We start from the raw sequence: 22,096 nt of genomic DNA on the forward strand, positions 1-22,096 counted from the left end.
GTCCATGAGGTGGGGAGCGCGGAGTGCGGGCATCCTGCTGGGATGCCTGCTGGCGCCGCTGGCGCACGCACAGGTGGATCTGGAGCCGTTCCTGAAGCGGGACGTGCTGCAGACGCTCAGGATCTCGCCGACCGGCGCCTACTACGCCATGACGGTCCCGATGGAGGACCAGACCGTGCTGGCCGTGGTACGTCGTGCCGACAGGCAGGTGACGTCGAAGATCCATGCCGGCAGCGACAGCGTCATCAGCAACGTGTGGTGGGTCAGCGACGAGCGCGTGGTGGTGTCGGTGGCGAAGAAGTACGGCTCCCGCGACCAGCCCTATCCCACCGGCGAGCTTTACGCCACCGATGCGGACGGCACGAAGCGGCGCCAGATCTTCGCGCGTTACGGACTGGACGGCACGCAACTCCAGCCCCGCGCCGCGTACCTGATCGACTCGCTGCCCGACGATCCGCGCAAGGTGCTGATCAGCATGTACGCGCTGGATACGTCGACACCCAACACGCGGGTGGAGCGGCTGGACGTGTTCAACGGAACCATGGACACCGTCGCCACGGCACCGGTGCGCCGCGCCAGCTTCACCGTCGACGCGGCGCGGCGCGTGCGGTTCGCGCAGGGGGCGGGCGACGACAACGTCAGCAAGCTCTACCACCGCGCCGACGACACGTCGCCCTGGACGCTGGTCAACGATGAAGCCAGGACCGGCTTCGTGGAGTGGCCGCTCGGCCTGTCCGCCGACGGACTGACCGCCTACCTGCAGGTGCAGCAGGCGAAGGGGCCGGATGCGATCGTGGCGTTCGACACGGTCACTGGCGCGCGCAAGGAGGTGATGCGCGATCCGGTGGTCGATCCGCACGAGATCATCTATGCGGACGACCATCGCACGCCGGTCGGCAGCTTCTTCATGCACGACAGGCTGCGTGCCGCGTTCTTCGACGAAAAGTCGCCGACCGCGCGTCTTTACCGCAAGCTGGAGCGCGCGTTTCCCGGCGCGTCGGTCGACGTCACGTCGGGGACGCGCGATGGCCGGCTGAAGGTGGTGTACGTCTGGAGCGATACCAGCCCCGGCGACTTCTACCTGTTCGATACCACCACCAATGCCGCGGACCTGATCTTCAGCCGGCGCAGCTGGCTGGATCCGGCGATGCTGGCGCCGAGCGAGCTGGTCACGCTGCGCGCGCGCGACGGACTGGCGCTGCATGGCTACCTGACCAGGCCGCGCGAGGGGCGCGACGGGCCGACGCCGCTGGTGGTGATGCCGCATGGCGGGCCGTTCGGCGTCTTCGACGGTTGGGAGGTCAACGACGAGGCCGAGATGCTGGCGCGCGCGGGCTACGCGGTGCTGCGCCTGAACTATCGCGGCTCCGGCAACTACGGCAGGAGTTTCCGCCACGCGGGAGCGCGGCAGTGGGGGAGGACGATGCAGGACGACCTCACCGACGCCACGCGCTGGGCGATCGGGCAGAAGATCGCCGATCCCAAGCGGATCTGCCTGTATGGCGCCAGCTACGGCGCCTACGCATCGCTGATGGGTGTGGCGAAGGAACCGGACCTGTACCGTTGCGCCGCGGGCTACGTCGGCGTCTACGACCTGGCGCTGATGCATAAGCAGGATTCGCGGGACAGCCGGTCGATGCGCAACTGGGCGGACGACTGGATCAGCGACGATCGCGCCAGCCTGGCGGAGGTGTCGCCCAACCTGCTGGCGCAGCGCATCCGCGTGCCGGTGTTCCTGGCGGCCGGCGGAAAGGACGAGATCGCCCCGCAGGCGCACAGCGAGCGCATGGAGAAGGCGCTGAAGGCGGCGGGCGTGCCGGTGGAAACGCTGTACGTGCGCACCGAAGGTCATGGCTTCTACGCCGAAGCCAACCAGCGCGCGTACTACACCCGCCTGCTGGATTTCCTGTCGCGCCACCTGGGCGGCGCGAAGGCGAAGTAGCTCAGGCGCCGACGCGGCGCCTGACTTCGTCGAAGTCGCGCACCGGCCGCACTTCGATGCTGCCGGTGCCGATCCACGGGAATTCCTGCGCGATCTTCACCGCGTCCTCCAGGCTGTCGGCTTCGATCAGGTTGTAGCCGCCGAGGATTTCTTTCGTCTCGGCGAAGGGGCCGTCGATGATGCTGGTCCTGCCGTTGCGCACGCGCACGGTGCGCGCGGTGCTGCCGTGCTCGAGCTGCTGCGATTCGATCAGCGTGCCCTGCGCCTTCAGTTCGTCGGCGTGGGAGATGCAGCCGTGCATCATCTGGTCGAAGGCGCCTTCCGGCAGTGCTTCGAGCAGGGAATCGTCCGTGTAGATCATCAGCAGGAACTTCATGCGCCCTCCCGGCGTGCGATGCAGGCCGGGATTGTGCCACGCGGGTGTTCAGAGCATGTGTCGTGGTCGCGCCGCGTCACTCGGCCGCGGGCGAGCGATACCAGGCCTCGACCGTGCCCTTGACCTTCATCGTCATCGGATTGCCGCGGCGGTCCTTCGACTTGCCCACCGGCACGCGCACCCAGCCTTCGCTGATGCAGTACTCCTCCACGTTGTCGCGCTCCACGCCGTTGAAGCGGATGCCCACGCCGCGGTCCATCGCCACGGCGTCATGGAACGGGCTGCGCGGATCGGAGGAAAGACGGTCGGGAGGCGTATCGGACATGGGAAGGCGGTATGCAGAGAACGGGTGGGCAAGGATACCCGAAGCGCCCCGCTCACCAGGCCACGCGGTGGCGGCTGCACGCCAGCGTGGCCCGCAGCGTCAGCCGTCCGCGCCGCGGATCCGCGCTGAGCCGGGCCGGATCGGCGATGGCGGGCGCGCGGAACGCGGCGCCGTCGTGGATCAGCAGGCGATTCCAGCGCGCCGGCACCGTCAGTGCATGGGTGAAGCTGGCGCTTGAGGCCTGCGGATAGCCGGCGGCGATCGCGTGGCGCAGGGTGAAGTCCTCCGGCAGCAAGGCTTCGGCGTCGTGTTCGAGCTGTTCGACGTGCTGTGGCGAAACGCGGGGCAGGAAGAAGTGGGTGCCGCCCAGGGTGGGGTCGTGGAAGAGGAACAGTTCCGCCAGCACAAGGCACTGGTCCGGTTCGAAGGCGCGTTGCCGCCGCGGCAGCCAATGCGCCGGCGCGAGCGCGGGCGGCGACGTGGTCACCAGCGACAAGCGGCTGGCGCTGCGCAGTACGCGGCGTACGCCGAGGGCCTGGCGTGCGTGGTCGCGGACGACGTCGTGCAGCAATGCCGTGAAGTCCTCTGGCATGAGCAGGTGCAGGCCGGGGAACACGGCCGCGGGCGCCGGCTGGAAGTCCTCGCGGTAGGCCTCCGCGAACGCGGGCAGCCGCTCCGGCGCCAGCAGGGCGTCGTCGATCACGATGCAGGCATGGCCGTGGCCGATGGGCATCTGCCGGACCACGGGACGCGGATTGAACATGGCGGGTCTTCTCCGGCGCACCGGCGTGAAGCCGATGCCGCCACGATAGACCTCGCGCGTGGCGGAGACAAAGAACGCCGGGGCGGCCCACCACGACCGCCCCGGCGTGTGCTGCCGTCGAGGAATTACGGCATCAGCACCTTGTCGACCACATGGATCACGCCGTTGCTCGCCTTCAGGTCGGCGGTGGTGACCTTGGCGACATTGCCCTTGGCGTCGGTCAGCGTCACGCCGCCATCCACCACCTGGGCCTTCAGCTCGCCGCCCTGCACGGTCTTGAGCGTGGCGGTGCCGCCGCTGGCCTGGATCTGCTGGGTGAGGGTGGCGGCATCCACCGCCCCCGGCACCACGTGGTAGGTCAGCACGGAGGTCAGGTCGGCCTTGCTTTCCGGCTTCAGCAGCGTATCGACGGCACCGGCGGGCAGTGCGTCGAAGGCGGCGTTGGTCGGCGCGAACACGGTGAACGGACCGGCGCCCTTCAGCGTGTCGACCAGGCCGGCGGCCTGCACGGCGCTGACCAGCGTGGTGTGGTCGGGCGAACCGATCGCGGTGTCCACCACGTCCTTCTGCCCGGTCGGCGTCGCGGTGTTGTCGGCCGGCATCGGATCGCTGGCCTCGGCCACGGGCATGGGCGCGCTGCCGGCATCGGCTTCGGCGGTCTTGGGCGAGCACGCCGCGGCGGTGAAGGCGGCGAGCAGGGCCACGGAAAGGACGGTGCGGTTCATGGGTATCTCCTGGAGTGGGTGGGTGTCGTTGCTGCGCTTGTGCCGACCTCTACGCCGACCCCTCCACACGCGGATGCATCACGTGGCTTTAATATTCAGCCAACCTTGACATCGTCCCGCCGCGCCACGTCGCGGCACTGCCACGAAGACGCCCCATGACCCTGCCCGATCACGAATTCGATCCCGACGACAACTTCCGCCATGCCTTCGACGACGAAGACGACATGGACCTGGACGACACCGAGGCGCTGGTCTGGAACCTGCTGGTGCTGATCAACCCCGGCGACGAGGAAACCGCGCTGCGCCAGTTCGCCGCCTACCGCGATGCCAGCGGCGAAGAGGGCGCGGACCCGGACCAGGTGCTGTGGACGCTGAAGGATGCCATCGACTGGACGTCCGGCTTCCATGTCGACTGGAAGGACACGGAGTCCTTCATCGACTGCATCAACCAGCTGGCCGCGCGCTACGCCATGGAGATCGACTGGGGCGGCGACACCAGCGATGAGGACTTCCTCGACGGCACCGACGTACCGGCATTGATGGCCGTCGCCTACGACCGCCTGCGCGAGCACGGCTACACGCTGTGGAACTGGAACACCGACAGCGATGCCTACGCCGGCTGGATGGCGCTGCGCCGCGACGATGAAGGCATGCAGCAGCTGGCCGCGGTGATGGGCGTGGAGATCCGGCCGGGCAGCGACGCGTTCTGATCGCCGTCCAGCGACGTCGCACGCGCTAGACTCGCGGCGTCGCCCCGTTCCGAGATCGTCCGTCATGCGCGTGCTGCTGGCCTGCCTTGCCTGCCTGGTGCTGTCGGTGGCCAATGCCGCGACGGCGCAGGACGTCACCACGCTGCTGTCGCCTTCCAAGCCGAAGGCGCCCGAAGCGATCGCGCTGGCCGACATCCCCGGTCGCGCCGATGCGGACGAACGCTATGCGGAGGAAGTGTCGCTGCGCGCGGCGCGCGCCGATCCGCTCGGCCGGCTGGTGCCGCGGCTGGCGACCATCGAGACGTCGGTGGCGGAGAAGAACGGCCTGTTCGCCTACGGCGAGCTGCGCACGCTGCCCGTGCTGCGGCTGGAAAGCATGGAGCGCCACTGGAAGTTCGACGCGCGCCAGTACGCGCGCTGGCGTGGCGACATGCAGGCGTCGGTGGCGCCGTATGCGCAGGATGCGGCGGAACTGGCGCTGCGCCGCGCCGACTGGGAGCTCACCCGGCAGGGCATGGCAGCGGACGGCACGCCGGATGCGCTGCGCGCGCGCGTGGAGGGCGTATCCGCGCGGCTGCAGGCGGCCGAGCAGGCGCTGTCCACGCCGCTGGCGGGGCAGATCCGCCTGGGGCAACGCGCCAACCTGCTCGCCGCGCGCATCCAGGCCGGGCAGCAGGCGGTGGACGATGCCATCGCGTACTCGGACCGGCGCCTGTTCCGCCTGGATGCGCCGCCGTTGTGGCGCGTGCAGGACCGCACGGTCCTGCGGCAGGACGTGGCGGACAGCCTGAAGCGCGAGGTCCAGCAGGAGAACAGCTTCGTCGCCCAGTACGCGGCGGCGGATGTCGGCAACCAGCGGCTGCTGCATGTGCTGCAGTTGATGTTGCTGCCGGTGCTGCTGTGGATCGCGTGGCGGCACCGGCGCCGCCGCCTCGATCCGACCGCGGTGCTGGCGACGGACGCCGAGTCGCGCGTGGTGGGGCGTCCTTTCTCCACCTGGCTGCTGCTGTCCATGATCGGCGTGCTGCTGTTCGAGCCGAACGCGCCGTTGTTCCTGCACCAGTTGGCGATGCTGGTCGCGCTGGTGCCGGTGCTTCGCCTGATGCCGCAGCAGGGGCGCCGGCTGCTGGGGCCGTGGCCCTACCTGGCGACGGCGTTCTACCTGCTGCAGCATCTGGCCGTGCTGCTGGTGGCCAGCGATTACCTGTACCGGCTCTACTACCTGGGACTGTCCACGCTGGCGCTCGCTGCGACCGGCTGGCTGCTGTGGCGTTCGCGCGGCGAGCGCTACGCCGGCGTGGCCGGTCGTGCCGGTCGACTCGTGCACGGCCTGGCCTGGGGCGGTGTCGCGATCCTGTCGGCGGCGATCGTCGCGAACGTGCTGGGCAACGTGTCGCTGGCGGAAATGCTGACCGCCGGCATCATCGAAAGCGGCTACTTCGCGCTGGTCCTGTATGCGGCGGTGACGGTGCTGGAAGCCCTGTTGCGCCGGCTGGGCGCGCGCCCCGAGGTGCGTCGGCTGTGGTTGATGCGCCGGCATGGCGGCCACCTGCTCGATACGCTCGCGCGCTGGGCGCGCGTGGCGGCGGTGATCGGATGGATCGTCTACACGATGAACCGCTTCCGCATCTTCCGGCCGGTCTACGACGTGGCGAAGGCGATCGTGACGCACCGGTTCGAATACGGCGAGCTGTCGATCAGCCTGGGCCATGTGCTGGTGTTCTGCATCGGCGTGGTGCTGGCGGTCTGGGTGGCGCGGACGCTGCGCGCACTGCTGCGCGAGGAAGTGCTGCCGCGCATGTCGCTGCCGCGCGGCGTGGACAACAGCGTCGCCTCGCTCAGCTATTACGTGCTGTTGTTGCTGGGCCTGCTGGCGGCGCTGTCCGCCGCGGGGTTCAAGATCGGGCAACTGGCCTTCATGTTCGGCGCGCTGGGCGTGGGCATCGGCCTGGGCCTGCAGGACGTGGTGAAGAATTTCGTCTCCGGACTGATCCTGATGTTCGAGCGCCCGGTAAAGCCGGGCGACGCGGTCGACATCAGCGGTACCGCAGGCCGCGTGCGCACCATCGGCATGCGCGCCACCACGGTGCGCACGTTCGAGGGCGCAGACGTGGTGGTGCCGAACGGCCTGCTGCTGTCGGACAAGGTGACCAACTGGACGCTGGTCGACCAGAACCGCCGCGTCGACGTCGACCTCGGCGTCGCCTACGGCTCCGACGTGACGCGGGTGATGCAACTGCTGCAGGAAACCACGCGGACCACGCCCGGCATCGCCGACGATCCCGCCCCCGCCGTGCTGTTCACCGGTTTCGGCGCCAGCTCGCTGGATTTCGCCATCCGCGCCTGGAGCCGTCGCTACGACGACTGGTCGGCCATCCGCAGCGACCTGATGATGCGATTGCACGCGGCGCTGGGCGAGGCCGGCATCGAGATTCCGTTCCCGCAGCAGGATGTCCACGTCCGCTCGGTGTCCGAGGATCTGCTGCGGTCGCTGAAGCGACCGGACGACGGCGACCGCACGCAGACATAGGCGGTCAAAGTGTCTGCAGGAAGGCGGTGATCGCTTCCAGCTCGGTGCGGTGCAGGTCCAGCGGTTGCAGCAGCGGATCGGTCTGCGGGAAGAGGGGGTCGTTCTCCTGGCCGGCCCTGGGCTGCGGACGCGGCATGCCGGCGTTGTACATGTTCACCACGCCGCGCAGCTCCATGAAGCCGCCGTTGTGCATGTACGGACCGGTCTTGCCCACTCCGCGCAAGGTCGGTGTGCGGAACTTGCCGCTGTCGGCAGGATCGCCGGTCACGCGGTAGCGTCCCAGGTCTTCCTTCGACCGGCCGTAGAAGTGCAGGCCCAGGTTGTGGAAGCGGTTGTCGGTCAGCGCGGGGCCGCTGTGGCAGTTCATGCAGCGCGCCTGCGTGCGGAACAGGTGAAGGCCCCACAGCTGCTGATCGGTCAGCACGCCGCGCTGGCCGTCGAGGAAGCGGTCGAAGCGGTTGAAACGCGGCACCAGGCTGCGCTGGTAGCTGGCCAGGGCCTGCGCCACACGCGACATGGTGATCCGCTTCTCGCCGAACACCTGCGCGAACGCAGTGGGGTAGTCGGTCTCCCGGTTGAGCCGCTTTTCCAACTCGCGCGGCGAGAACGCCATCTCCGCCGAGTCCTGGATCGGGTGCAGCGCCTGGGCCTCCAGCGTCGCCGCGCGACCGTCCCAGAACAGGGGGCTGGAGAAGGCGGCCATCGACACGTTCATCGCATTGCGCTTGCCCGCCTGCCGGTCATGACCGAACGACACGCTGCGGCCATCGCCCCAGCCGAGCTGCCGATCATGGCAACTCGCGCATGCGATCTGTCCGCTGCGCGAGAGGCGCGGATCCTCGAACAGACGCTTGCCCAGCGCGATCTTCTCCGGCGTCTGGGGGTTGTCGGCTGGCGCCGGAGGCGCGTCGGGCAGTGGCGCGAGTTCCTGCCACACCGCGCCCGCATCGACCGTGGGCGCCGGCCATTCGGCGATGGGCCGTGCGTACACCTGGCGCAGGCAATCGGCATCGATGCCGGGTGCGCTGACAGCGATGCGCTGGCGGCATTCGTCGATGGAGGGTGCTGTTGCCACACCCCCGGTCTGCGATTGCGCGGTGGTCGCCGCCACGAGCAGCGAGCCGGGCAGCAGGAACACCAGTGCGGTCAGCCAGCGACGCATGCTCATGCGCCCGCCATCAACAGGGCGCCGGCCAGCAAGGGTGCCTGCACGAGCGCGATGAAGAGGCGCAACACGACCGGCCAATCGCGCAGGCGCCAGAGGGCCCAGAGGCCGGCGCAGCCGGCGACCACGGTGCATGCCGCCATCGCCGCCGTGTAGCCGCTGCCACGCCACGTCGCATGCGGCCCGGAAGACACGAGCATCAGCAGGACCTGCACCGACACGACGGCAGGCAGGCACCACAACAGCCAGTGGGGGACGAAGGATCTGTTCTTCATCGTGCGCGCCTCGTCATGGCCTAGAAGCGGTAGCCGAGTTCCAGCCAGTAGCTGCGGCCGGGTTCGAACAGGGCGGCGTAGGTGGTTCCGCTGATCCGATTGGCACGATTCAGTGCGTTCTGTACTTCAACGCGCGCGTAGATCTGCTGCCTGCGTGGAAGGTCGAAGGCGTACTCCACCACGGTGTCCCACGTGAAGCTGTGTGGGTAGTTGACCTGCTCGAAGACCTCGATGCGGTCGCCCAGGTAGTCCTCGTCGCCCACTTGGCTCACGCTGAGGTAGCCGGCACGGTAGCGCAGGAAGTTGCTCCACAGCAGCCCCCAGGCCTCGATACGGGTTTGCGTGGCCAGCCGTGCCGTCCATGGGCGATTGAAGCTGTCGGCCGGAATTTCGTAGGCACGCATGATCTCGCCTTCGTACCGCACGATGGCGTTGTAGTCCGCCTCGTTGTAGTTGGTCGAGTAGTCCTGGTAAGCGCCGGTGTAGGCTCGCCTGGTATCGGTGTAATCGAACGCCAGTTGCGCGGTGCTGACGCTGGGCCCCCATTCCCACGGTCGACGTGTGCCGATGCTGAGCGTATACGTGTCGCTCTCGGCGCGCCCGACGTTCTGGTACTCGTACACATTGGCAGAGTAGTAGCCACTGGAGTCGCCGCTGGCGACGCGCACGCGCATGACTTCATCGCGGTTTTCACGGCGAACGTATTTGGCATTGAGGTCATAGTTGCCCCACACCTGGTTGAAACCCAGGCTGAGCTCGTCGCTGTAGGGGACGTCGAGTTTCTCGAACCGGGTCTGCGTGGTCGATTGTACCGGCGCGCTCCAGACCAGTGCGTTCGCTCCCGTCGGCGCGCGGGACTGGCTGGTCTCTAGACGTTCGCGGCCTTCGCGCAGTTTGTATGCGAAGAGATTGCGGCCGTAGTAGCGATTGGCGCCCGCCGTCAGCAGTGAACGCTGGCCGCCGAACATATCCCATGACAGGGCGAAGCGCGGTGCAATGGTGGTGTGCTCCGTCAGCGTGCTTCCATCCACGCGAACGCCAGGACGGAAGCTCCAGTCGCCTGCGCGGATGTCGTCCTGGGCAAACACGGCCCAGTCCGTGGATGCGGCTTCGAAGTAGCCCGCATGGTAGGTCGTCAGTCGCGACAGGATCTGGCCGCGGCCATTGAGGCCTCTTGCCGGCGCAAGCGAGCAGGCAACGGTATCGACCACGCCGCGGGCGTCCGTGCAGGTGGAGGTGGCGAGGGGCGATATCCACGAATAGTGGTCGTTCAGGCGGTGATAGGTGGCTTCGCGTCGGGATGCTTCAGCGCCGAACTGCAGGCGGTGCTGGGTGTCCCCGAGCACGATGGCGTCACGGTCCGCGATGAGCTTGTACGCAAGGGTGCGGTTGGTCTGGTCCACGTTGCCCCAATTGCCCTCGGTACTCAGGCCGGAGGCGCTCGGATTCGTGCCCCAGTTCTTGTCCTCCGACCAGCGCCAGCTGCGCCAGAAGTCCACATCGCTGCGACGCGAGCTGTCCAGATCGGCATAGCTGAGGGTGTTGATCAAGGTCCACGCACGCTGTTCCAGCATCGCGCGCAGACTGACGATCGGACCGCCTTGCTTCAGGTCGAACCAGGAGTCGCGCGCGTTCTCGATGAAGTACGTCTCGTCGGTCGGTGCATAGACGACGCTGCCACTCAGGGTCAGACCGGTGCCATTCTTCCAGTCGCCGCGCAGGCTGTAGCTGGTGTTCTCGCGGATGGTGTCCTTGACGGGCTTGTCGAACTCGGGTGTCCGCCCACCGGAATGGGCCCGCAGCCGGATCTCCGAGCGCGTGCGGTTGATCGTGCCGATCAGACCGATGCCGGATGCGGTGCGTCCTTCCAGCGTCAGGTTGGCCTGGTGCTTGTCGTAGACGGGCTGGTTCGAGAGACTCGAGGATTGCTCGAAGACCTCACGATAGTCGTCATTGACGTGCACCTCGTTCCAGACCGAGCGTGTCATGCGCAATGACAGCTTGCCCGAGAAAGCATCCTTGGCCTGGCGGGTTTCCGCATCAACGACGCCGCCGTTGAAGCCGCCGTAACTTGCGGGCACGTTGCTGTCATAGACGGTGAGGCTGCCGATCAGGCTGGTGTCGATGGCGATGCCCTGTGTATGACTGGGCGGGTCGGCGAAATGGTTCGGGTTGTTGCTGGCGGGGTCGAGGTCGTTGTTGAAACTGGCGCCATCGACCACGAAGGCGTTCTGGTAGTACAGCCCGCCGTTGATGCTGATCTCGGCGGGCCGTATCTCGCCCATGTTGCGGGAGTGGGACGCCGTATCGTCGAACTGCACGTTCGGATTGATCCGCAGCAAGGTCGCGATATCGCCATTGCCCTTGGCCTGCTCATCGATGTAGCGCTCGTCCAGCATCAGGCCTTCCTGGTACGGGAACAGGCGCTGGCCGATGACCTTCAGCGTATCGAGCGTCGTGGGCTTGAGGTACTCCGGTACCGACGCCGCCGGGTTGGCGGTGGTCCGAGCAGGCGTATCAGAGGATGCGGAATCGGTCGCGTGCGCGCCGGCGGACAGTGCCGACAGGATGGCCAGTGTCAGGAGTTTCATCGAGTTCTCGGAGCGGGTGGGGCCCGGACGGGCATTCCGCTGGCGGCGAGAACTTCTGCGAAGCGACTCGGTGCTGGCTGATCGGCGCGGATTGTGCGCGCTCCGTTCAGCTGCGTCAACGCTGCCGATGCCGCACGCGATGTCGAAGCTTCGATCTACGGATCGTCGCTTCCGAAACCTTCCAGGAGTTTTCCCGATGACACGCCCCTTCGACGTCCAGCGTATCGACCATCTCGTCCTGCGCGTGCGCGACCTGTCCCGCAGCATCGTCTTCTACGGCGATGTGCTGGGGTGCCAGGTGGTACGCACGCGCGAACACCTCGGGCTGGTACACCTTCGGGCCGGTGCGTCGATGATCGACCTGGTCAGCGTCGACGGAACGCTCGGTGCGCGCGGCGGCGGGCCAGCGGGTGCCGAAGGCCGCAACGTCGACCATCTCTGCCTGCGCATCGAACCGTTCGACGAATCTGCGGTGGTCGCGCATCTCGCCGGCGTCGGCATAGTGCCGGACGGTCCGGCGGAGATGAACTTCGGCGCCGAAGGCGATGGCCTGTCGCTCTACTTCAGGGATCCCGACGGCAACACCATCGAGCTGAAGGGGCCTGCCGGCGGCGCTTGACGCAGCGCGGCCGGTCTCAGGGCTCCGCCGTCGTGTGCGGCGCGGCGGGCGCGGTCAGCGCCACCGCTGCGGTGGTATCGACGGGCGGATTCGGCATGGCGACGTCGGCATCCGGCAGCGGCGCGCCGGGCGCCAGCAGGCGCCCTTCGCCCTGCAGCGCGTCTTCGGCCGCCTTGGTCATCACCACGATGCTGATGCGGCGGTTGATCGGATTCTGCGGGTTCTGCTTGTCGAACAGCACCGACGACGACAGGCCGACGACGCGCGACACCTTGTCCTCGTGCATGCCGCCCAGCACCAGCGCGCGGCGGGCGGCGTTGGCGCGTTCCGCGCTGAGTTCCCAGTTGGTGTAGCCGCGGTTGGACGTGTACTGGGTGACGTCGGTGTGCCCGGTGATGCTGATGTGGTTGGGCACCTGGTTGATGAAGGTGGCCAGTTCCGCAAGGATCGTCTGCGTGTAGGGCTTCAGCACCGTGCCGCCCAGGTCGAACATCGGCCGGTTCTGCTGGTCGACGATCTGGATGCGCAACCCTTCCGGCGTCAGGTCGAGCAGCAGCTGGTCCTTGAACGGTTCCAGCGCCTGGCTCTTGCCGATCGCCTCTTCCAGTGCCTGCATCAGCGATTCCAGGCGCTGCTTCTCTTCCGCCTTCCGCTGTTCCTCGGACACCTGGTCCGCATCGCCCGGGGGCTTGTCGAACGGGTTGTCGCTCTCGCCCTTGGGCAGGTCCATCGTGCCGCCGAGCTTGATCATCGAGGTGCTGGCGCCGCCGGGACCGGCAGGACCGGGTGCGGGCGAGAAGCTCTTGCCGCTCAGCGGGCTGGGATTGCGGAAGTATTCCGAGATCGCCGCGCGTTCCTTGTTGGTGGTGGCGCCCATCAGCCACATCACCAGGAAGAACGCCATCATCGCGGTGACGAAGTCGGCGTAGGCGACTTTCCACGAGCCGCCGTGATGGCCGCCGCCGGCGACCTTCTTGACGCGGCGGACGATGATGGTGGGGCGCTGCTCGCTCATCGCCGTGGCTTACTTGTTGGCCTTGAGGTGCGCTTCGAACTCGGCGAACGGCGGGCGCACGTCCGAGGGCAGCGTCTTGCGCGCGAACTCCAGCGCCACCGCCGGGTTGTAGCCGCGCAGGCAGGCGAGCAGGGCGGTCTTCACCGATTCGTACATGCGGCTGTCCTGTTCCACCTGCGCCTCGATGGCGGCGGCCAGCGGCGACACGAAGCCGTACGCCAGCAGGATGCCGAGGAAGGTGCCGACCAGCGCGGCGGCGACGTGCGCGCCGACCGCGGCGATGTCGCCACCGATCGAGCCCATCGTCACGATGATGCCGAGCACCGCCGCCACGATGCCGAAGCCGGGCAGGCCATCGGACACTTTCTGCAGCGCGTGCGCGGGCGCCATCGCTTCGTGGTGGTGCTTTTCCAGTTCCAGTTCGAGCAGCGGTTCCAGCTCGTGCGGTTCGATGTTGCTGCCCACCATCAGGCGCAGGCACTCGGTGAGGAAGTCGAGCAGGTGGTGGTCGGCGAGGATCTTGGGGTACTTCTGGAACAGCGGGCTGTTGGTCGGGTTCTCGATGTGTTCTTCGAGCGACATGAAGCCGTCGCGGCGCGCCTTGTTGAGCATCTCGTGGATCAGCGTCAGCACGTCCAGGTAGTCGGACGACTTGTACTTCGCGCCCTTGAACACCGACAGCGTCGCCGAGATCGTGCCCTTGACCACCTTGGTCGGATTGCTGGCCATGAACGCGCCCAGCGCGGCGCCGCCGATGATGACCAGTTCGAAGGGCTGCCACAGCGCGCCGAGCTTGCCGTGCGAGCCGAGATAGCCGCCAAGCACGCTGAGCGTGACGATGATGAAGCCGACGATGATGAGCATGGCGACACGGCCGCAGGGTGGGGTCACCCAAGGATCGGCCCGGCGGACCGTTTCTTGAGTCGCGACCGTTCGTCGGCCGGCGGCGGGGAGTGACCTTCGGCAGGGTTGACTACAGTTGTCGTCACGGGCATGTTGACGACAACTGTAGTCATGAGGCGATCCCATGCCCGGCAAGGCCCGCAAGTCCATCGGTGACCAGGAACTGGCGCTGCTCCAGCATCTGTCCACGCACGGCGAAGCCAGCGTCGGCGAGGTCGCCGCCGCCTTCGGCGAAGCGCGCGGACTGGCCCGTTCCACGGTCCTGACGATGATGGAGCGGCTGCGCGCGAAAGCCTTCCTGCGCCGCCGCCAGGTCGACGGCGTGTACCGCTACGCCCCGGTCGCCCAGCACGACGACGTGATGCGCAGCGCGGTGGGCAGCTTCGTGGAGAAGACGCTGCAGGGCTCGCTGTCCCCGTTCGTCGCCTGGATGTCGCAGCGCACCGAAGTCAGCGACGACGAACTGGCCGAACTGGAAGCGCTGGTCGCCAACCTGCAGTCGAAGCGGAAGGAGGGTTGAGATGGACCTTATCGCCTTCGCCGACGCCATGATCGACCGCTTGCTCGCGGTCGGCCTGCAGTCGCTTCTCCTTGCCGCGCTGGTCTGGGCGCTGTGCCGCTACCTGCCGCGCCTGGATGCGCGTACCCGCGCCTGGCTGTGGTGGCTGGTCGCCACGCAGATGGTGGTGGGGCTTGTCTGGCATGCGCCGGTCGCGCTGCCGCTGCTGCCCGCAGACCAGGCCGTCGCGCCGGTCGTCGTGGCGATGGCCGCGGACGCGTCGACGTCTGCTGCATCCACGATGGCGGTCATGCCGGCGCCAACGACGCAAGCGTCGCGGATCGACACCGCTGTGCTGCTGCTCGCCGCCTGGCTCGCCGGCATCGCGGTGATGCTGGCGAACACGCTGCGCCACGCCTGGCGCCTGCGCGGACAGATCGAACGCGCACGTCCGTGCCGCGATCGTCGCGTTCGCCGCGTGTACCAGACGCTGACGCAGCGGCTCGGCATTGCGCATGTGCCGGCACTGCTGGCCAGCGACGAGATCGATTCGCCGATGCTGGCCCGCCCCTGGCGTCCGGTACTGATGCTGCCGGCCGACCGCATCGCGGCGATGGGCGACGACGACCTGCACATGGCGCTGCACCACGAACTCGCGCACCTGCAACGCCGCGATCTGTGGTGGGCGTGGATGCCGGCGCTCGCGCAGCACCTGTTCTTCTTCCACCCGGTGGCGCACCTGGCCGCCCGCGAATACGCCTTCGCCCGCGAGGTCGCCTGCGACGCCGCCGTGCTCGAGGACGAGCACCACGCCGCCCACGACTACGGACGCCTGCTGGTGAAGCTCGGCGTTTCCACCACCCCGGCGCCGGCGTTGGCTGGCGCGTCCCCCACGTTCCGCATCCTCAAGAGGAGACTGTTGATGTTGCAGCAGACCGCTTCCCCCCTGCGTGCCGGCGCGCTCGCGCTGACCCTCGGCATCGTCGCGCTGGCCGCCATGCCCTACCGCGTCACCGCCCGCACCTCGCCCGTCGCAGCACCGGTGGTAGCACCGGCCGCGGCACCCGCTCTGGCGCCTGTCGCCACGCCTGCCGCAGCGGCATCGCCCGCAGTGTCGCCGCGTGCGGTTGTCGTTGCCGCTGCGCGCGACCTGCCGGCGCCGCCTCCGCCGCCGGCGCCGCCCGCACCGCCGAAGGTCGCACCGCCCGCACCGCCGCCGCCCCCTCCGGCTCCGCGCGTCTATACCAGTTCCAGCACGCACGCGGTCAACATCGGCCACCAGCGCAATGGCGATGCGTACGTGCTGATCGACGGCGACGACGTGTCGATGGCGGGCCACAGCGACGACATCCGCACCGCCCAGCGCCTGCAGCAGGGCAACGCTCCGTTGCTGTGGGTGCGGAAGAACGGCAAGCAGTACGTGGTGCGCGATGCCGCCACGGTGCAGCAGATGAAAGCTGCGCATGCACCGGTCCAGGCGCTGGGTGAGCAGCAGGGCAAGCTCGGTGAACAGCAGGGTGCGCTCGGCGAACGCCAGGGCGAGCTGGGCTCGAAACAAGGCGAGCTAGGCGTGAAGATGTCGGAGATCGGCCAGCACCAGGCCGCCGCCGCCCTGCGCGGCGCCGACACCCGCGAAGCCGCCAACGACCGTCGCATGAAGGCGCTGCAGGACGAACAGGATGCCTTGGCCCGCCAGCAGGAAGTCCTCGCCCGCCAGCAGGAGCCCCTCGCGCGGCAGCAGGAAGCGTTGGCGCGGAAGCAGATGGCGGCGACGGACAAGCTGCATCGGGACGTTGATCGTCTGCTGGACGAGGCGATCCGCAGCGGCAAGGCGCAACAGCTCTGAGTTGCGCGTAGAGCGGAGCTTGCTCCGCTGCTCTCCGGCCCACCGATCAGGGATTGGAAGACCATGGAGCCGGGCAAGCTCGGCTCTACGGCGTCAGGGTCCTGCCGCGTGTCCGCTCCATTGCGCGCGTGCGATGCGGATGATCGCGCGGACCTGTTCGCGGTCGCGGTGGCGGGAAATGGCGATGGCGCCGAGCCGCAATGCCTCGTCGCGCAAGGCTTCGTTCACGTCGTAATGCGCGCCGCTGCGCTTGTCCTGGAACGCGCGGCGCGGCATCCCGAGTCGTGCGGCCATCGCATGCAGTTCGTCCAGCGTGTCGGCCATCAGGTGCGCCCAGCGCTGTCCGCGCCACAGCGTCACCGGATCGTCCACGTAGACGCTCATCGCGGTGCGGTGGCCTTCGGCGGTCGCACCATGCGGTCCATCAGGTGCTCCAGCGTCGCGGGCAGGTCGCCGCAGCGGCCCATGTGCACGGGCGAGGTCTGGATGATGGAACTGCGCTTGGCGGTCAGCCAGTGGAAACGCGCCCGCGTCGGCAGCAGGCCGATCGGCGCAGCGGCTTCGCCGCCGCGGCAGATCGCGGGAATGGTGTCCAGGTGGCGGCGCAGCGAGTCGAGGTCCAGCGTGGGATCGAGCGCGCGCAGGCGGACCTCGTCCAGTTCGATGCGCGCCTCCAGGAAGCCCGCGCGCTCGCACGAAAGGATGATGCCGACGTTGACGAACTCCTCGCGTTCCACGCGCGGCACCACGCGGATCACCGCGTAGTCGTAGGTATCAGGCGCGCGCACGCATCGCCTCCTGCACGAACGCTTCGCGTCGCGCCACGCGCTGCGTCAGATAGGTCACGTACGCGGCGCGCTGCGTCGCCGGATCGCCGAAGGTGTCCGGCCCCTGCAACCATGCGTCCGGAATCTCGGAGACGATCCTGGCGATCACGTCGTCGGACAGGCGCGACACCAGTTCCGCATCGACCTCGGCGACACGCGACGCCCAGCGCAGCAGCACGTGGTCGCGGATCAGCGGGAACGGCTTGCCCGCACCCGAAGCATCGCCATCCCAGCCATGGTGGAAGTACAGCGCCGCGCCATGGTCGATCAGGTACAGGCGGCGATGCCACATCAGCAGGTTGGTATTGCGCGCGGTGCGGTCGACATTGCTGATGAAGGCGTCGAACCAGACAATCCGCGAGGCGAGATCGGCGTCCGGTTGCTCGGCGACCGGATCGAAGTTCACCGCGCCGGGCAGGTAGTCCATCGCCAGGTTGAGTCCGGCGCTGGCCTTGATCAGGTCCTGGATCTCCGGGTCGCCTTCGGTGCGCGCGAGGTCGGCATCCAGCTCCATCAGCGCCAGGTCGGGCATCGGCAGGTCCAGTGCCTTTGCGAGCCCGCCACAGATCAGCTCGGCGACCAACGCCTTCGGCCCCTGGCCGGCGCCGCGGAATTTCAGGACATACAGGCCGTCGTCGTCGGCTTCGACCACGGCGGGCATCGAGCCGCCTTCGCGCAGCGGGGTGACGTAACGGGTGGCAGTGCGGAGAGGAAGCGTCATCAGGCGATCAGGATACCGCGCCCGATGCAGGAGGAGCGTCGGCCCCGACCGTACGGACATGGCGCGGCCGAGCATGGTGACTTGTCCTGTGACCATGGTGGTCGGGGCTGAAGCCCCTCCTACGGTCACGTGGAGCGCGACACGCCCATCCGCCGCAGCGCCAGGTACACCACCACACTCGATGCCGCTCCCAGCAGCAGGGCGAAGGCGAGGCCGTGCGTGCTGTGGGCGAACGGCAGTCCCGGCAGGTTCATGCCGAACAGGCCGGCGACCAGGCTGGGCGGCAGCAGCAACGCGGTGACCATCGACAGCACGTACAGGTGCCGGTTGGTGCGTTCGGCCAGCTTCGCCGCGACTTCGTCCTGCAGCAGGCGCGCGCGTTCCTGCAGGGTGCCGACGTCGCCATCGAGATCGTCGAAGCGCTGGTTGAGGCGGGATACCGTCGTCAGCAGATCGTCGCCATCCTCGGCAGCGTGGCGCTGCTCGAACTGCTTGAGCAGGCGGCGCATCGCGGTGAGCGGGCGATGCAGGCGCACCGTCTGGTGCCGCAACTGGGCCAGGTCGCGTCGTTCCTCGCCGATACTGTCGGCGAGCACGCGGTCCTCGATGCGGTCCAGCCGCACCGACAGGCTGTCGCTGCTGCGCTCCACCGTGTCGGCGAAGCGCTCCACGATGGCCTCCAGCAGGCGCACGGGCGACCCGACGCGCGTCTGTCCGGCGATGCCGCGGCGTGCGGCCTCCACCGACCGCAGGGGCTGGCGGCGTGCGGTGACCAGCAATGTCGGTGTCAATGCAAAGTGCAGCCAGCCGATGCCGTCGTCGCCGCGCAACTGCCCTTCGGCCGCGGGATCGACGCCGCGCTGGTGCGTCCAGTCCACGAAGGCGCCCTGGGCAACGTCATCTTCGCGCTGCAGGTTGACGTAGGTGTCCGGCGACAGCAGGGCGGCACGCGCTTCGCCGGGAATGGGCAACGTAGCCGCACACTGCGCGCTGCGCGTATCGCTCAGGTCCAGATGGAGCCAGTGCCAGGTATCCGATGCCTCCCGCACGGCATCCACGGGTTGGGCGTGTCCCTCCGCGTCGAAGCGGTACAGCCACAACGCGCCGGGCAGCCCGGTGAGCGGTGGGACGGACACATGGGGCGCGACGGGCGGCAACATGTTGCAGGCGTGCGGCAGCCACGGGTCAGGGAAATGACGTTCAGGCTACCGCCGTCATGTGCCGGTCTTATGACAGCCCGGACGCGTGCCTATCCGGCCGGCTGCGCTTCCGTACCGCCGCGGTGCAGGGGATCGGGCAAGGCGTCGCCGTTCGGGGTGAAGGCCAGCGACACCGAATTCAGGCAGTGGCGCTCGCCGGTCGGCGGCGGCCCGTCGGGGAACACGTGGCCCAGGTGCGACTGGCAGCGCGCGCAGACGATCTCGGTGCGGATCATCCCGTAGCTGCTGTCGCGGATGCGGCCGACATGGGCCTCGTCGACGGGCTGGAAAAAGCTCGGCCAACCGGTGCCCGAATCGAACTTGGCGCTGGAACGGAACAGCGGCAATCCGCACAGGCGGCAGGTGTAGACGCCGTCCAGCTTGTTGTCCAGGAACACGCCGCAGAACGGCGCCTCGGTGCCGTGGTGCAGCAGCACGCGGCGCTCTTCCTCGCTCAGTCCCGCGATCAGGGTCTCGCGCTGCGCATCGGTGGGCGGGGTGAGATCGAAGACGGTCATGAGCGAGCTCCGCGGAAGGGATGCGTCCGATATGGTGTCTGCGCCAGCACGCCACAACCCTGGTTTACCATCGGCGCACTTCCAGGGAGAGCAGCACGGATGCGACGGATACTGGCCATGTGGGCGCTTGCCCTGCCGCTGACCGCGGCCCACGCGCAGACGCCTGCGCCGACGCCGCGCATCCCGCCCGCCCCCGGTTGCCTAGATGCCCGCCAGATGGACGAAGTGCGCCAAGTGTCGCCCGCTCTGCTCGCCGTGCAGGGCCGCGACGGCCAGCGTTTCCGCATCGATCTGGCGGAAGGCTGCCCGGGCGCCAGCCAAGCGCAGGCGGTGCTGCTGGCGCGCGAGGGCTGGGTGTGCGGCACCGGGCGGGAATACGTGCGTATCGGCGATGCCACGTGCGCGGTGGCCGCCATCGCCACCGTAGATGCGCGAGAGTACGCGGCGCTCGCCCGCGCCTCGCAGGTGTCGGACGACGGCGTGACCACGCTGGACACCGTGCAGGTACGCGCGCCGCGCCGCCACGGCTTCGCTGGCTCGTCGAACTTCTGCTTCAACCCCCGTTACCTGCGCGCCTGGTCGGAAGACAAGCAGGGCATGCTGGTGGAGCTGTCGCCGAAGCGTTCTGGCGGGCACCGCTACTACCGTGTCGAACTCGCGCAGTCGTGCCCGGACCTGGATTCGGCGCCTGCGATCACGTTCCGTTCGGGCGTGGGCATCGGACTCATTTGCGGCAATCCCGGCGACCGGGTGGTGGCACAGGACAGCGGCGGCAACAGCGTCTTCGATTCGGGCAACGCGGACGCCTTGATACCCGGTGACGAGCGACGCTGGTCGCGCCGCGGCATCCGCATCCAGTGCACCGTCTCGGCGGTCTACCCGCACGAATCGGACGACGGAAACGGACAGGCCCCGCGGTGAGCGGGGCCTGCATGTCGCGGAACACCAGTGGATATCAGGGCGTCGAGGTCAGGGCTGCGCCGCTGCGGAATTCCTTGCGCAGCCAGTCGTCGATCAGCCGCTTCTCGTAGCGCAGGTTGTCGTTGTTGTTGATCTGCGTGCCCATCAGGAACGCGTGGTCGACCAGCTTGCGTTCGCCCTCGGCCACGACCTGCCCATCTGCGCCCTTCAGCGTGAAGTTGAGCGTCATGCGCGGCGGGTAGAGGTCCTTCACGATGCGGATGTCGTTCATGCCGGCGCGCACTGTCGGCTCGTAACGGCCGGCACGGTCGATGTCGGAGATCGTGACGTCCAAGGTCTGGCCGCGGGCGAGGCGCTGGCCGGCTTCGTCGCGCAGGTAGGTGGCCAATTGGGTGACCCAGCTGCCGCGCTCGGCTTCCCAGCGGTTGCCGCTGTACTTGATCTCGCTGAACTGCGCGGGGTCGGTCCAGCTGACGCTGACCGCGCCACCGTCGGCGGGCACGCTGCGCGGCAGGGTCGGGTCGGTGACGGTCTTGGGGGCCGCCACGGCGGGCGCGGCAACAGCGAGCGCGACCAGGGCGGTGAGCAGCAGGGCAGGCGCCTTCATGGCGGGTCCTCCGTGGATGTCACATGAAGTGTGCGCCCGCAACCGGGGCCGGACAACCACGCATGCCGTCCCGTGCCGCCTGGCGTTCAGTCCATGTTTCCACGCCGTTCAGAGGTTGCGCAGCCGCTCGACATCGCGCACCGGTGGCGCACCGAACATGCGGCTGTACTCGCGGCTGAACTGCGACGGGCTTTCGTAGCCGACGCGATGACCGGCGCTCGCCGCATCCAGCACTTCGCTGAGCATCAGCCGGCGAGCTTCCTGCAGGCGCAGCTGCTTCTGGTACTGCAGCGGGCTCATCGCCGTGACGGCCTTGAAGTGGTGGTGCAGCGCCGAGGCGCTCATGTGCACTTCGCGGGCGATGTGGTCGATGCGCAGCGGCTTGGCGTAGTGCTCGCGCAGCCAGTGGATCGCCTTCGCGACACGCTGGCCCTGGCTGTCGGCGATGCCGATATGACGCAGCATCGCGCCCTGCGGGCTGCACAGCACGCGGTAGAGGATTTCGCGTTCCACCAGCGGCGCCAGCAGCGGGATGTCGCGCGGTGTGTCCAGCAGCTTCACCAGCCGGATCGCCGCATCCAGCATTTCCACGCTGCTCGGCTGCAGGAACAGGCCGCGCGACGGCGGCGGCAGTGGTGCCTTGGCCGATTCGGCCTCGGTGACCATCTCGGCGATGGTCGCGGCCGAGAGCTTCAGGATCAGGCACAGGTAGGGCGCGTCGGCCGACGCCTCGGTCACCTGGCCGGTCACCGGCAGGTCCACGGAGGCGACCACGAAGCGGCTGGCGTCGTAGTCGTAGACCTCGTCGGCAAGGATCGCGCGCTTGGCGCCCTGCACGATCAGGCAGAGCGCCGCTTCCTGCACGCCGCGCATCGGCAACTCCATCGGGGCGCTCAGCCGCGAGAAGTTCAGCGCCGGGATCGCCGTGGTGTGGAAGCCGTCCTTGCCGGTGGATCGTTCAATCAGACCGGCGAGTTCGTGGACACAGTCGCCAAGGGGAGGGGGAGTGTGGGGCATGG

Annotated in this window: 23 protein-coding genes; 7 read left to right on the forward strand and 16 right to left on the reverse strand. The window is 68.3% G+C overall.

The genetic code is table 11. The annotated features are described in order from the left end of the window. The first annotated feature begins 4 nt into the window (after positions 1-4). A complete protein-coding gene (locus CSC78_RS15605; RefSeq protein ID WP_162338783.1) occupies positions 5-1,942 on the forward strand; it encodes an alpha/beta hydrolase family protein in 1,938 nt (645 codons plus the stop codon). A gap of 1 nt (position 1,943) precedes the next feature. On the opposite strand, the gene CSC78_RS15610 is transcribed toward CSC78_RS15605, so the two are convergent. The 4 genes from CSC78_RS15610 to CSC78_RS15625 form a co-directional block, all read right to left on the reverse strand. Beyond that, positions 1,944-2,318: a YciI family protein gene (locus CSC78_RS15610; protein WP_162338784.1), complete on the reverse strand. Its 375-nt coding sequence runs from the start codon at positions 2,316-2,318 to the stop codon at positions 1,944-1,946. Positions 2,319-2,394: 76 nt separating this feature from the next. After that, the gene (locus CSC78_RS15615; protein WP_162338785.1) at positions 2,395-2,643 is read right to left on the reverse strand and encodes a DUF3297 family protein; all 249 of its coding nucleotides are present in this window, start codon (positions 2,641-2,643) and stop codon (positions 2,395-2,397) included. A 52-nt stretch (positions 2,644-2,695) separates the two neighbouring features. After that, entirely contained in the window at positions 2,696-3,406 is a 711-nt protein-coding gene (locus CSC78_RS15620) for a DUF6445 family protein (RefSeq protein WP_162338786.1), read from the reverse strand. A gap of 125 nt (positions 3,407-3,531) precedes the next feature. Further along, the gene (locus tag CSC78_RS15625; protein ID WP_379609015.1) at positions 3,532-4,035 is read right to left on the reverse strand and encodes a fasciclin domain-containing protein; all 504 of its coding nucleotides are present in this window, start codon (positions 4,033-4,035) and stop codon (positions 3,532-3,534) included. 257 nt (positions 4,036-4,292) lie between these two features. On the opposite strand from CSC78_RS15625, the gene CSC78_RS15630 reads away from it, so the two are divergent. Then, positions 4,293-4,841 (forward strand): DUF6630 family protein, encoded by a 549-nt coding sequence (locus CSC78_RS15630; RefSeq protein ID WP_202924192.1) that lies wholly within the window; start codon positions 4,293-4,295, stop codon positions 4,839-4,841. A gap of 64 nt (positions 4,842-4,905) precedes the next feature. Then, the gene (locus CSC78_RS15635; protein WP_162338789.1) at positions 4,906-7,371 is read left to right on the forward strand and encodes a mechanosensitive ion channel family protein; all 2,466 of its coding nucleotides are present in this window, start codon (positions 4,906-4,908) and stop codon (positions 7,369-7,371) included. A gap of 4 nt (positions 7,372-7,375) precedes the next feature. Here CSC78_RS15635 and CSC78_RS15640 read toward each other — a convergent pair whose 3' ends face one another. Genes CSC78_RS15640 through CSC78_RS15650 form a run of 3 tightly spaced genes read right to left on the reverse strand, consistent with a single transcriptional unit; the run spans position 7,376 to position 11,402 of the window. Next, a complete protein-coding gene (locus CSC78_RS15640; RefSeq protein ID WP_238391309.1) occupies positions 7,376-8,539 on the reverse strand; it encodes a cytochrome-c peroxidase in 1,164 nt (387 codons plus the stop codon). Continuing rightward, complete coding sequence (locus CSC78_RS15645) at positions 8,536-8,811, reverse strand: hypothetical protein (RefSeq protein ID WP_162338790.1); 276 nt, start codon at positions 8,809-8,811, stop codon at positions 8,536-8,538. The genes CSC78_RS15640 and CSC78_RS15645 overlap by 4 nt, the downstream gene beginning before the upstream one ends. Before the next feature lie 20 nt (positions 8,812-8,831). Further along, positions 8,832-11,402: a TonB-dependent receptor plug domain-containing protein gene (locus CSC78_RS15650; RefSeq protein ID WP_162338791.1), complete on the reverse strand. Its 2,571-nt coding sequence runs from the start codon at positions 11,400-11,402 to the stop codon at positions 8,832-8,834. A 196-nt stretch (positions 11,403-11,598) separates the two neighbouring features. Between CSC78_RS15650 and CSC78_RS15655 the strand changes: the two genes are divergently transcribed. Continuing rightward, the gene (locus CSC78_RS15655) at positions 11,599-12,021 is read left to right on the forward strand and encodes a VOC family protein (protein ID WP_162338792.1); all 423 of its coding nucleotides are present in this window, start codon (positions 11,599-11,601) and stop codon (positions 12,019-12,021) included. A gap of 16 nt (positions 12,022-12,037) precedes the next feature. Here CSC78_RS15655 and motB read toward each other — a convergent pair whose 3' ends face one another. Together motB and motA are read right to left on the reverse strand one after the other, a co-directional pair. Next, positions 12,038-13,036, reverse strand: a complete 999-nt coding sequence (gene motB / locus CSC78_RS15660; protein ID WP_162338793.1) for a flagellar motor protein MotB — start codon at positions 13,034-13,036, stop codon at positions 12,038-12,040. A gap of 9 nt (positions 13,037-13,045) precedes the next feature. Next, positions 13,046-13,900, reverse strand: coding sequence for a flagellar motor stator protein MotA (gene motA / locus CSC78_RS15665; RefSeq protein WP_162338808.1), 855 nt, complete (start codon positions 13,898-13,900; stop codon positions 13,046-13,048). 163 nt (positions 13,901-14,063) lie between these two features. Here motA and CSC78_RS15670 point away from each other — a divergent pair, with 163 nt between their 5' ends. Beyond that, positions 14,064-14,459: a BlaI/MecI/CopY family transcriptional regulator gene (locus CSC78_RS15670; protein ID WP_162338794.1), complete on the forward strand. Its 396-nt coding sequence runs from the start codon at positions 14,064-14,066 to the stop codon at positions 14,457-14,459. 1 nt (position 14,460) lies between these two features. Beyond that, positions 14,461-16,284: a M56 family metallopeptidase gene (locus tag CSC78_RS18905; RefSeq protein ID WP_202924190.1), complete on the forward strand. Its 1,824-nt coding sequence runs from the start codon at positions 14,461-14,463 to the stop codon at positions 16,282-16,284. Positions 16,285-16,377: 93 nt separating this feature from the next. On the opposite strand, the gene CSC78_RS15680 is transcribed toward CSC78_RS18905, so the two are convergent. From CSC78_RS15680 to msrB, 5 genes are all read right to left on the reverse strand, one after another. Beyond that, on the reverse strand, positions 16,378-16,668 hold the full coding sequence (locus CSC78_RS15680; RefSeq protein WP_162338795.1) for a DUF4031 domain-containing protein: 291 nt from the start codon (positions 16,666-16,668) through the stop codon (positions 16,378-16,380). Next, on the reverse strand, positions 16,665-17,072 hold the full coding sequence (locus CSC78_RS15685) for a DUF3037 domain-containing protein (RefSeq protein WP_162338796.1): 408 nt from the start codon (positions 17,070-17,072) through the stop codon (positions 16,665-16,667). Before CSC78_RS15685 ends, CSC78_RS15680 begins: the two co-directional genes overlap by 4 nt. Continuing rightward, the gene (locus CSC78_RS15690; protein ID WP_162338797.1) at positions 17,059-17,832 is read right to left on the reverse strand and encodes a HipA family kinase; all 774 of its coding nucleotides are present in this window, start codon (positions 17,830-17,832) and stop codon (positions 17,059-17,061) included. Before CSC78_RS15690 ends, CSC78_RS15685 begins: the two co-directional genes overlap by 14 nt. Before the next feature lie 125 nt (positions 17,833-17,957). After that, positions 17,958-18,992, reverse strand: coding sequence for a CorA family divalent cation transporter (locus CSC78_RS15695; RefSeq protein ID WP_162338798.1), 1,035 nt, complete (start codon positions 18,990-18,992; stop codon positions 17,958-17,960). A gap of 89 nt (positions 18,993-19,081) precedes the next feature. After that, the gene (gene msrB, locus CSC78_RS15700; RefSeq protein WP_162338799.1) at positions 19,082-19,549 is read right to left on the reverse strand and encodes a peptide-methionine (R)-S-oxide reductase MsrB; all 468 of its coding nucleotides are present in this window, start codon (positions 19,547-19,549) and stop codon (positions 19,082-19,084) included. Positions 19,550-19,666: 117 nt separating this feature from the next. Here msrB and CSC78_RS15705 point away from each other — a divergent pair, with 117 nt between their 5' ends. Beyond that, positions 19,667-20,470: a hypothetical protein gene (locus tag CSC78_RS15705; RefSeq protein WP_238391310.1), complete on the forward strand. Its 804-nt coding sequence runs from the start codon at positions 19,667-19,669 to the stop codon at positions 20,468-20,470. 34 nt (positions 20,471-20,504) lie between these two features. Here CSC78_RS15705 and CSC78_RS15710 read toward each other — a convergent pair whose 3' ends face one another. Both CSC78_RS15710 and CSC78_RS15715 read right to left on the reverse strand, forming a co-directional pair. Further along, a complete protein-coding gene (locus CSC78_RS15710; RefSeq protein WP_162338801.1) occupies positions 20,505-21,077 on the reverse strand; it encodes a DUF3016 domain-containing protein in 573 nt (190 codons plus the stop codon). A gap of 108 nt (positions 21,078-21,185) precedes the next feature. Next, positions 21,186-22,096 (reverse strand): AraC family transcriptional regulator (locus CSC78_RS15715; protein ID WP_162338802.1); only part of this gene is annotated, 911 nt, incomplete at its 5' end.

Source organism: Pseudoxanthomonas japonensis, assembly GCF_010093445.1.
GTDB lineage: Bacteria > Pseudomonadota > Gammaproteobacteria > Xanthomonadales > Xanthomonadaceae > Pseudoxanthomonas_A > Pseudoxanthomonas_A japonensis.

Coding starts and splice junctions, on each gene's coding strand:
- CSC78_RS15645 (WP_162338790.1), bottom strand. CDS start 8,811: ATGAAGAACAGATCCTTCGTCCCCCACTGGCTGTTGTGGTGCCTGCCT.
- motB (WP_162338793.1), bottom strand. CDS start 13,036: ATGAGCGAGCAGCGCCCCACCATCATCGTCCGCCGCGTCAAGAAGGTC.
- CSC78_RS15695 (WP_162338798.1), bottom strand. CDS start 18,992: ATGTTGCCGCCCGTCGCGCCCCATGTGTCCGTCCCACCGCTCACCGGG.
- msrB (WP_162338799.1), bottom strand. CDS start 19,549: ATGACCGTCTTCGATCTCACCCCGCCCACCGATGCGCAGCGCGAGACC.
- CSC78_RS15650 (WP_162338791.1), bottom strand. CDS start 11,402: ATGAAACTCCTGACACTGGCCATCCTGTCGGCACTGTCCGCCGGCGCG.
- CSC78_RS15625 (WP_379609015.1), bottom strand. CDS start 4,035: ATGCCCGTGGCCGAGGCCAGCGATCCGATGCCGGCCGACAACACCGCG.
- CSC78_RS15640 (WP_238391309.1), bottom strand. CDS start 8,539: ATGAGCATGCGTCGCTGGCTGACCGCACTGGTGTTCCTGCTGCCCGGC.
- CSC78_RS15705 (WP_238391310.1), top strand. CDS start 19,667: ATGTGGGCGCTTGCCCTGCCGCTGACCGCGGCCCACGCGCAGACGCCT.
- CSC78_RS15635 (WP_162338789.1), top strand. CDS start 4,906: ATGCGCGTGCTGCTGGCCTGCCTTGCCTGCCTGGTGCTGTCGGTGGCC.
- CSC78_RS15690 (WP_162338797.1), bottom strand. CDS start 17,832: ATGACGCTTCCTCTCCGCACTGCCACCCGTTACGTCACCCCGCTGCGC.
- CSC78_RS15610 (WP_162338784.1), bottom strand. CDS start 2,318: ATGAAGTTCCTGCTGATGATCTACACGGACGATTCCCTGCTCGAAGCA.
- motA (WP_162338808.1), bottom strand. CDS start 13,900: ATGCTCATCATCGTCGGCTTCATCATCGTCACGCTCAGCGTGCTTGGC.
- CSC78_RS15680 (WP_162338795.1), bottom strand. CDS start 16,668: ATGAGCGTCTACGTGGACGATCCGGTGACGCTGTGGCGCGGACAGCGC.
- CSC78_RS15615 (WP_162338785.1), bottom strand. CDS start 2,643: ATGTCCGATACGCCTCCCGACCGTCTTTCCTCCGATCCGCGCAGCCCG.
- CSC78_RS15710 (WP_162338801.1), bottom strand. CDS start 21,077: ATGAAGGCGCCTGCCCTGCTGCTCACCGCCCTGGTCGCGCTCGCTGTT.
- CSC78_RS15605 (WP_162338783.1), top strand. CDS start 5: ATGAGGTGGGGAGCGCGGAGTGCGGGCATCCTGCTGGGATGCCTGCTG.
- CSC78_RS18905 (WP_202924190.1), top strand. CDS start 14,461: ATGGACCTTATCGCCTTCGCCGACGCCATGATCGACCGCTTGCTCGCG.
- CSC78_RS15655 (WP_162338792.1), top strand. CDS start 11,599: ATGACACGCCCCTTCGACGTCCAGCGTATCGACCATCTCGTCCTGCGC.
- CSC78_RS15620 (WP_162338786.1), bottom strand. CDS start 3,406: ATGTTCAATCCGCGTCCCGTGGTCCGGCAGATGCCCATCGGCCACGGC.
- CSC78_RS15670 (WP_162338794.1), top strand. CDS start 14,064: ATGCCCGGCAAGGCCCGCAAGTCCATCGGTGACCAGGAACTGGCGCTG.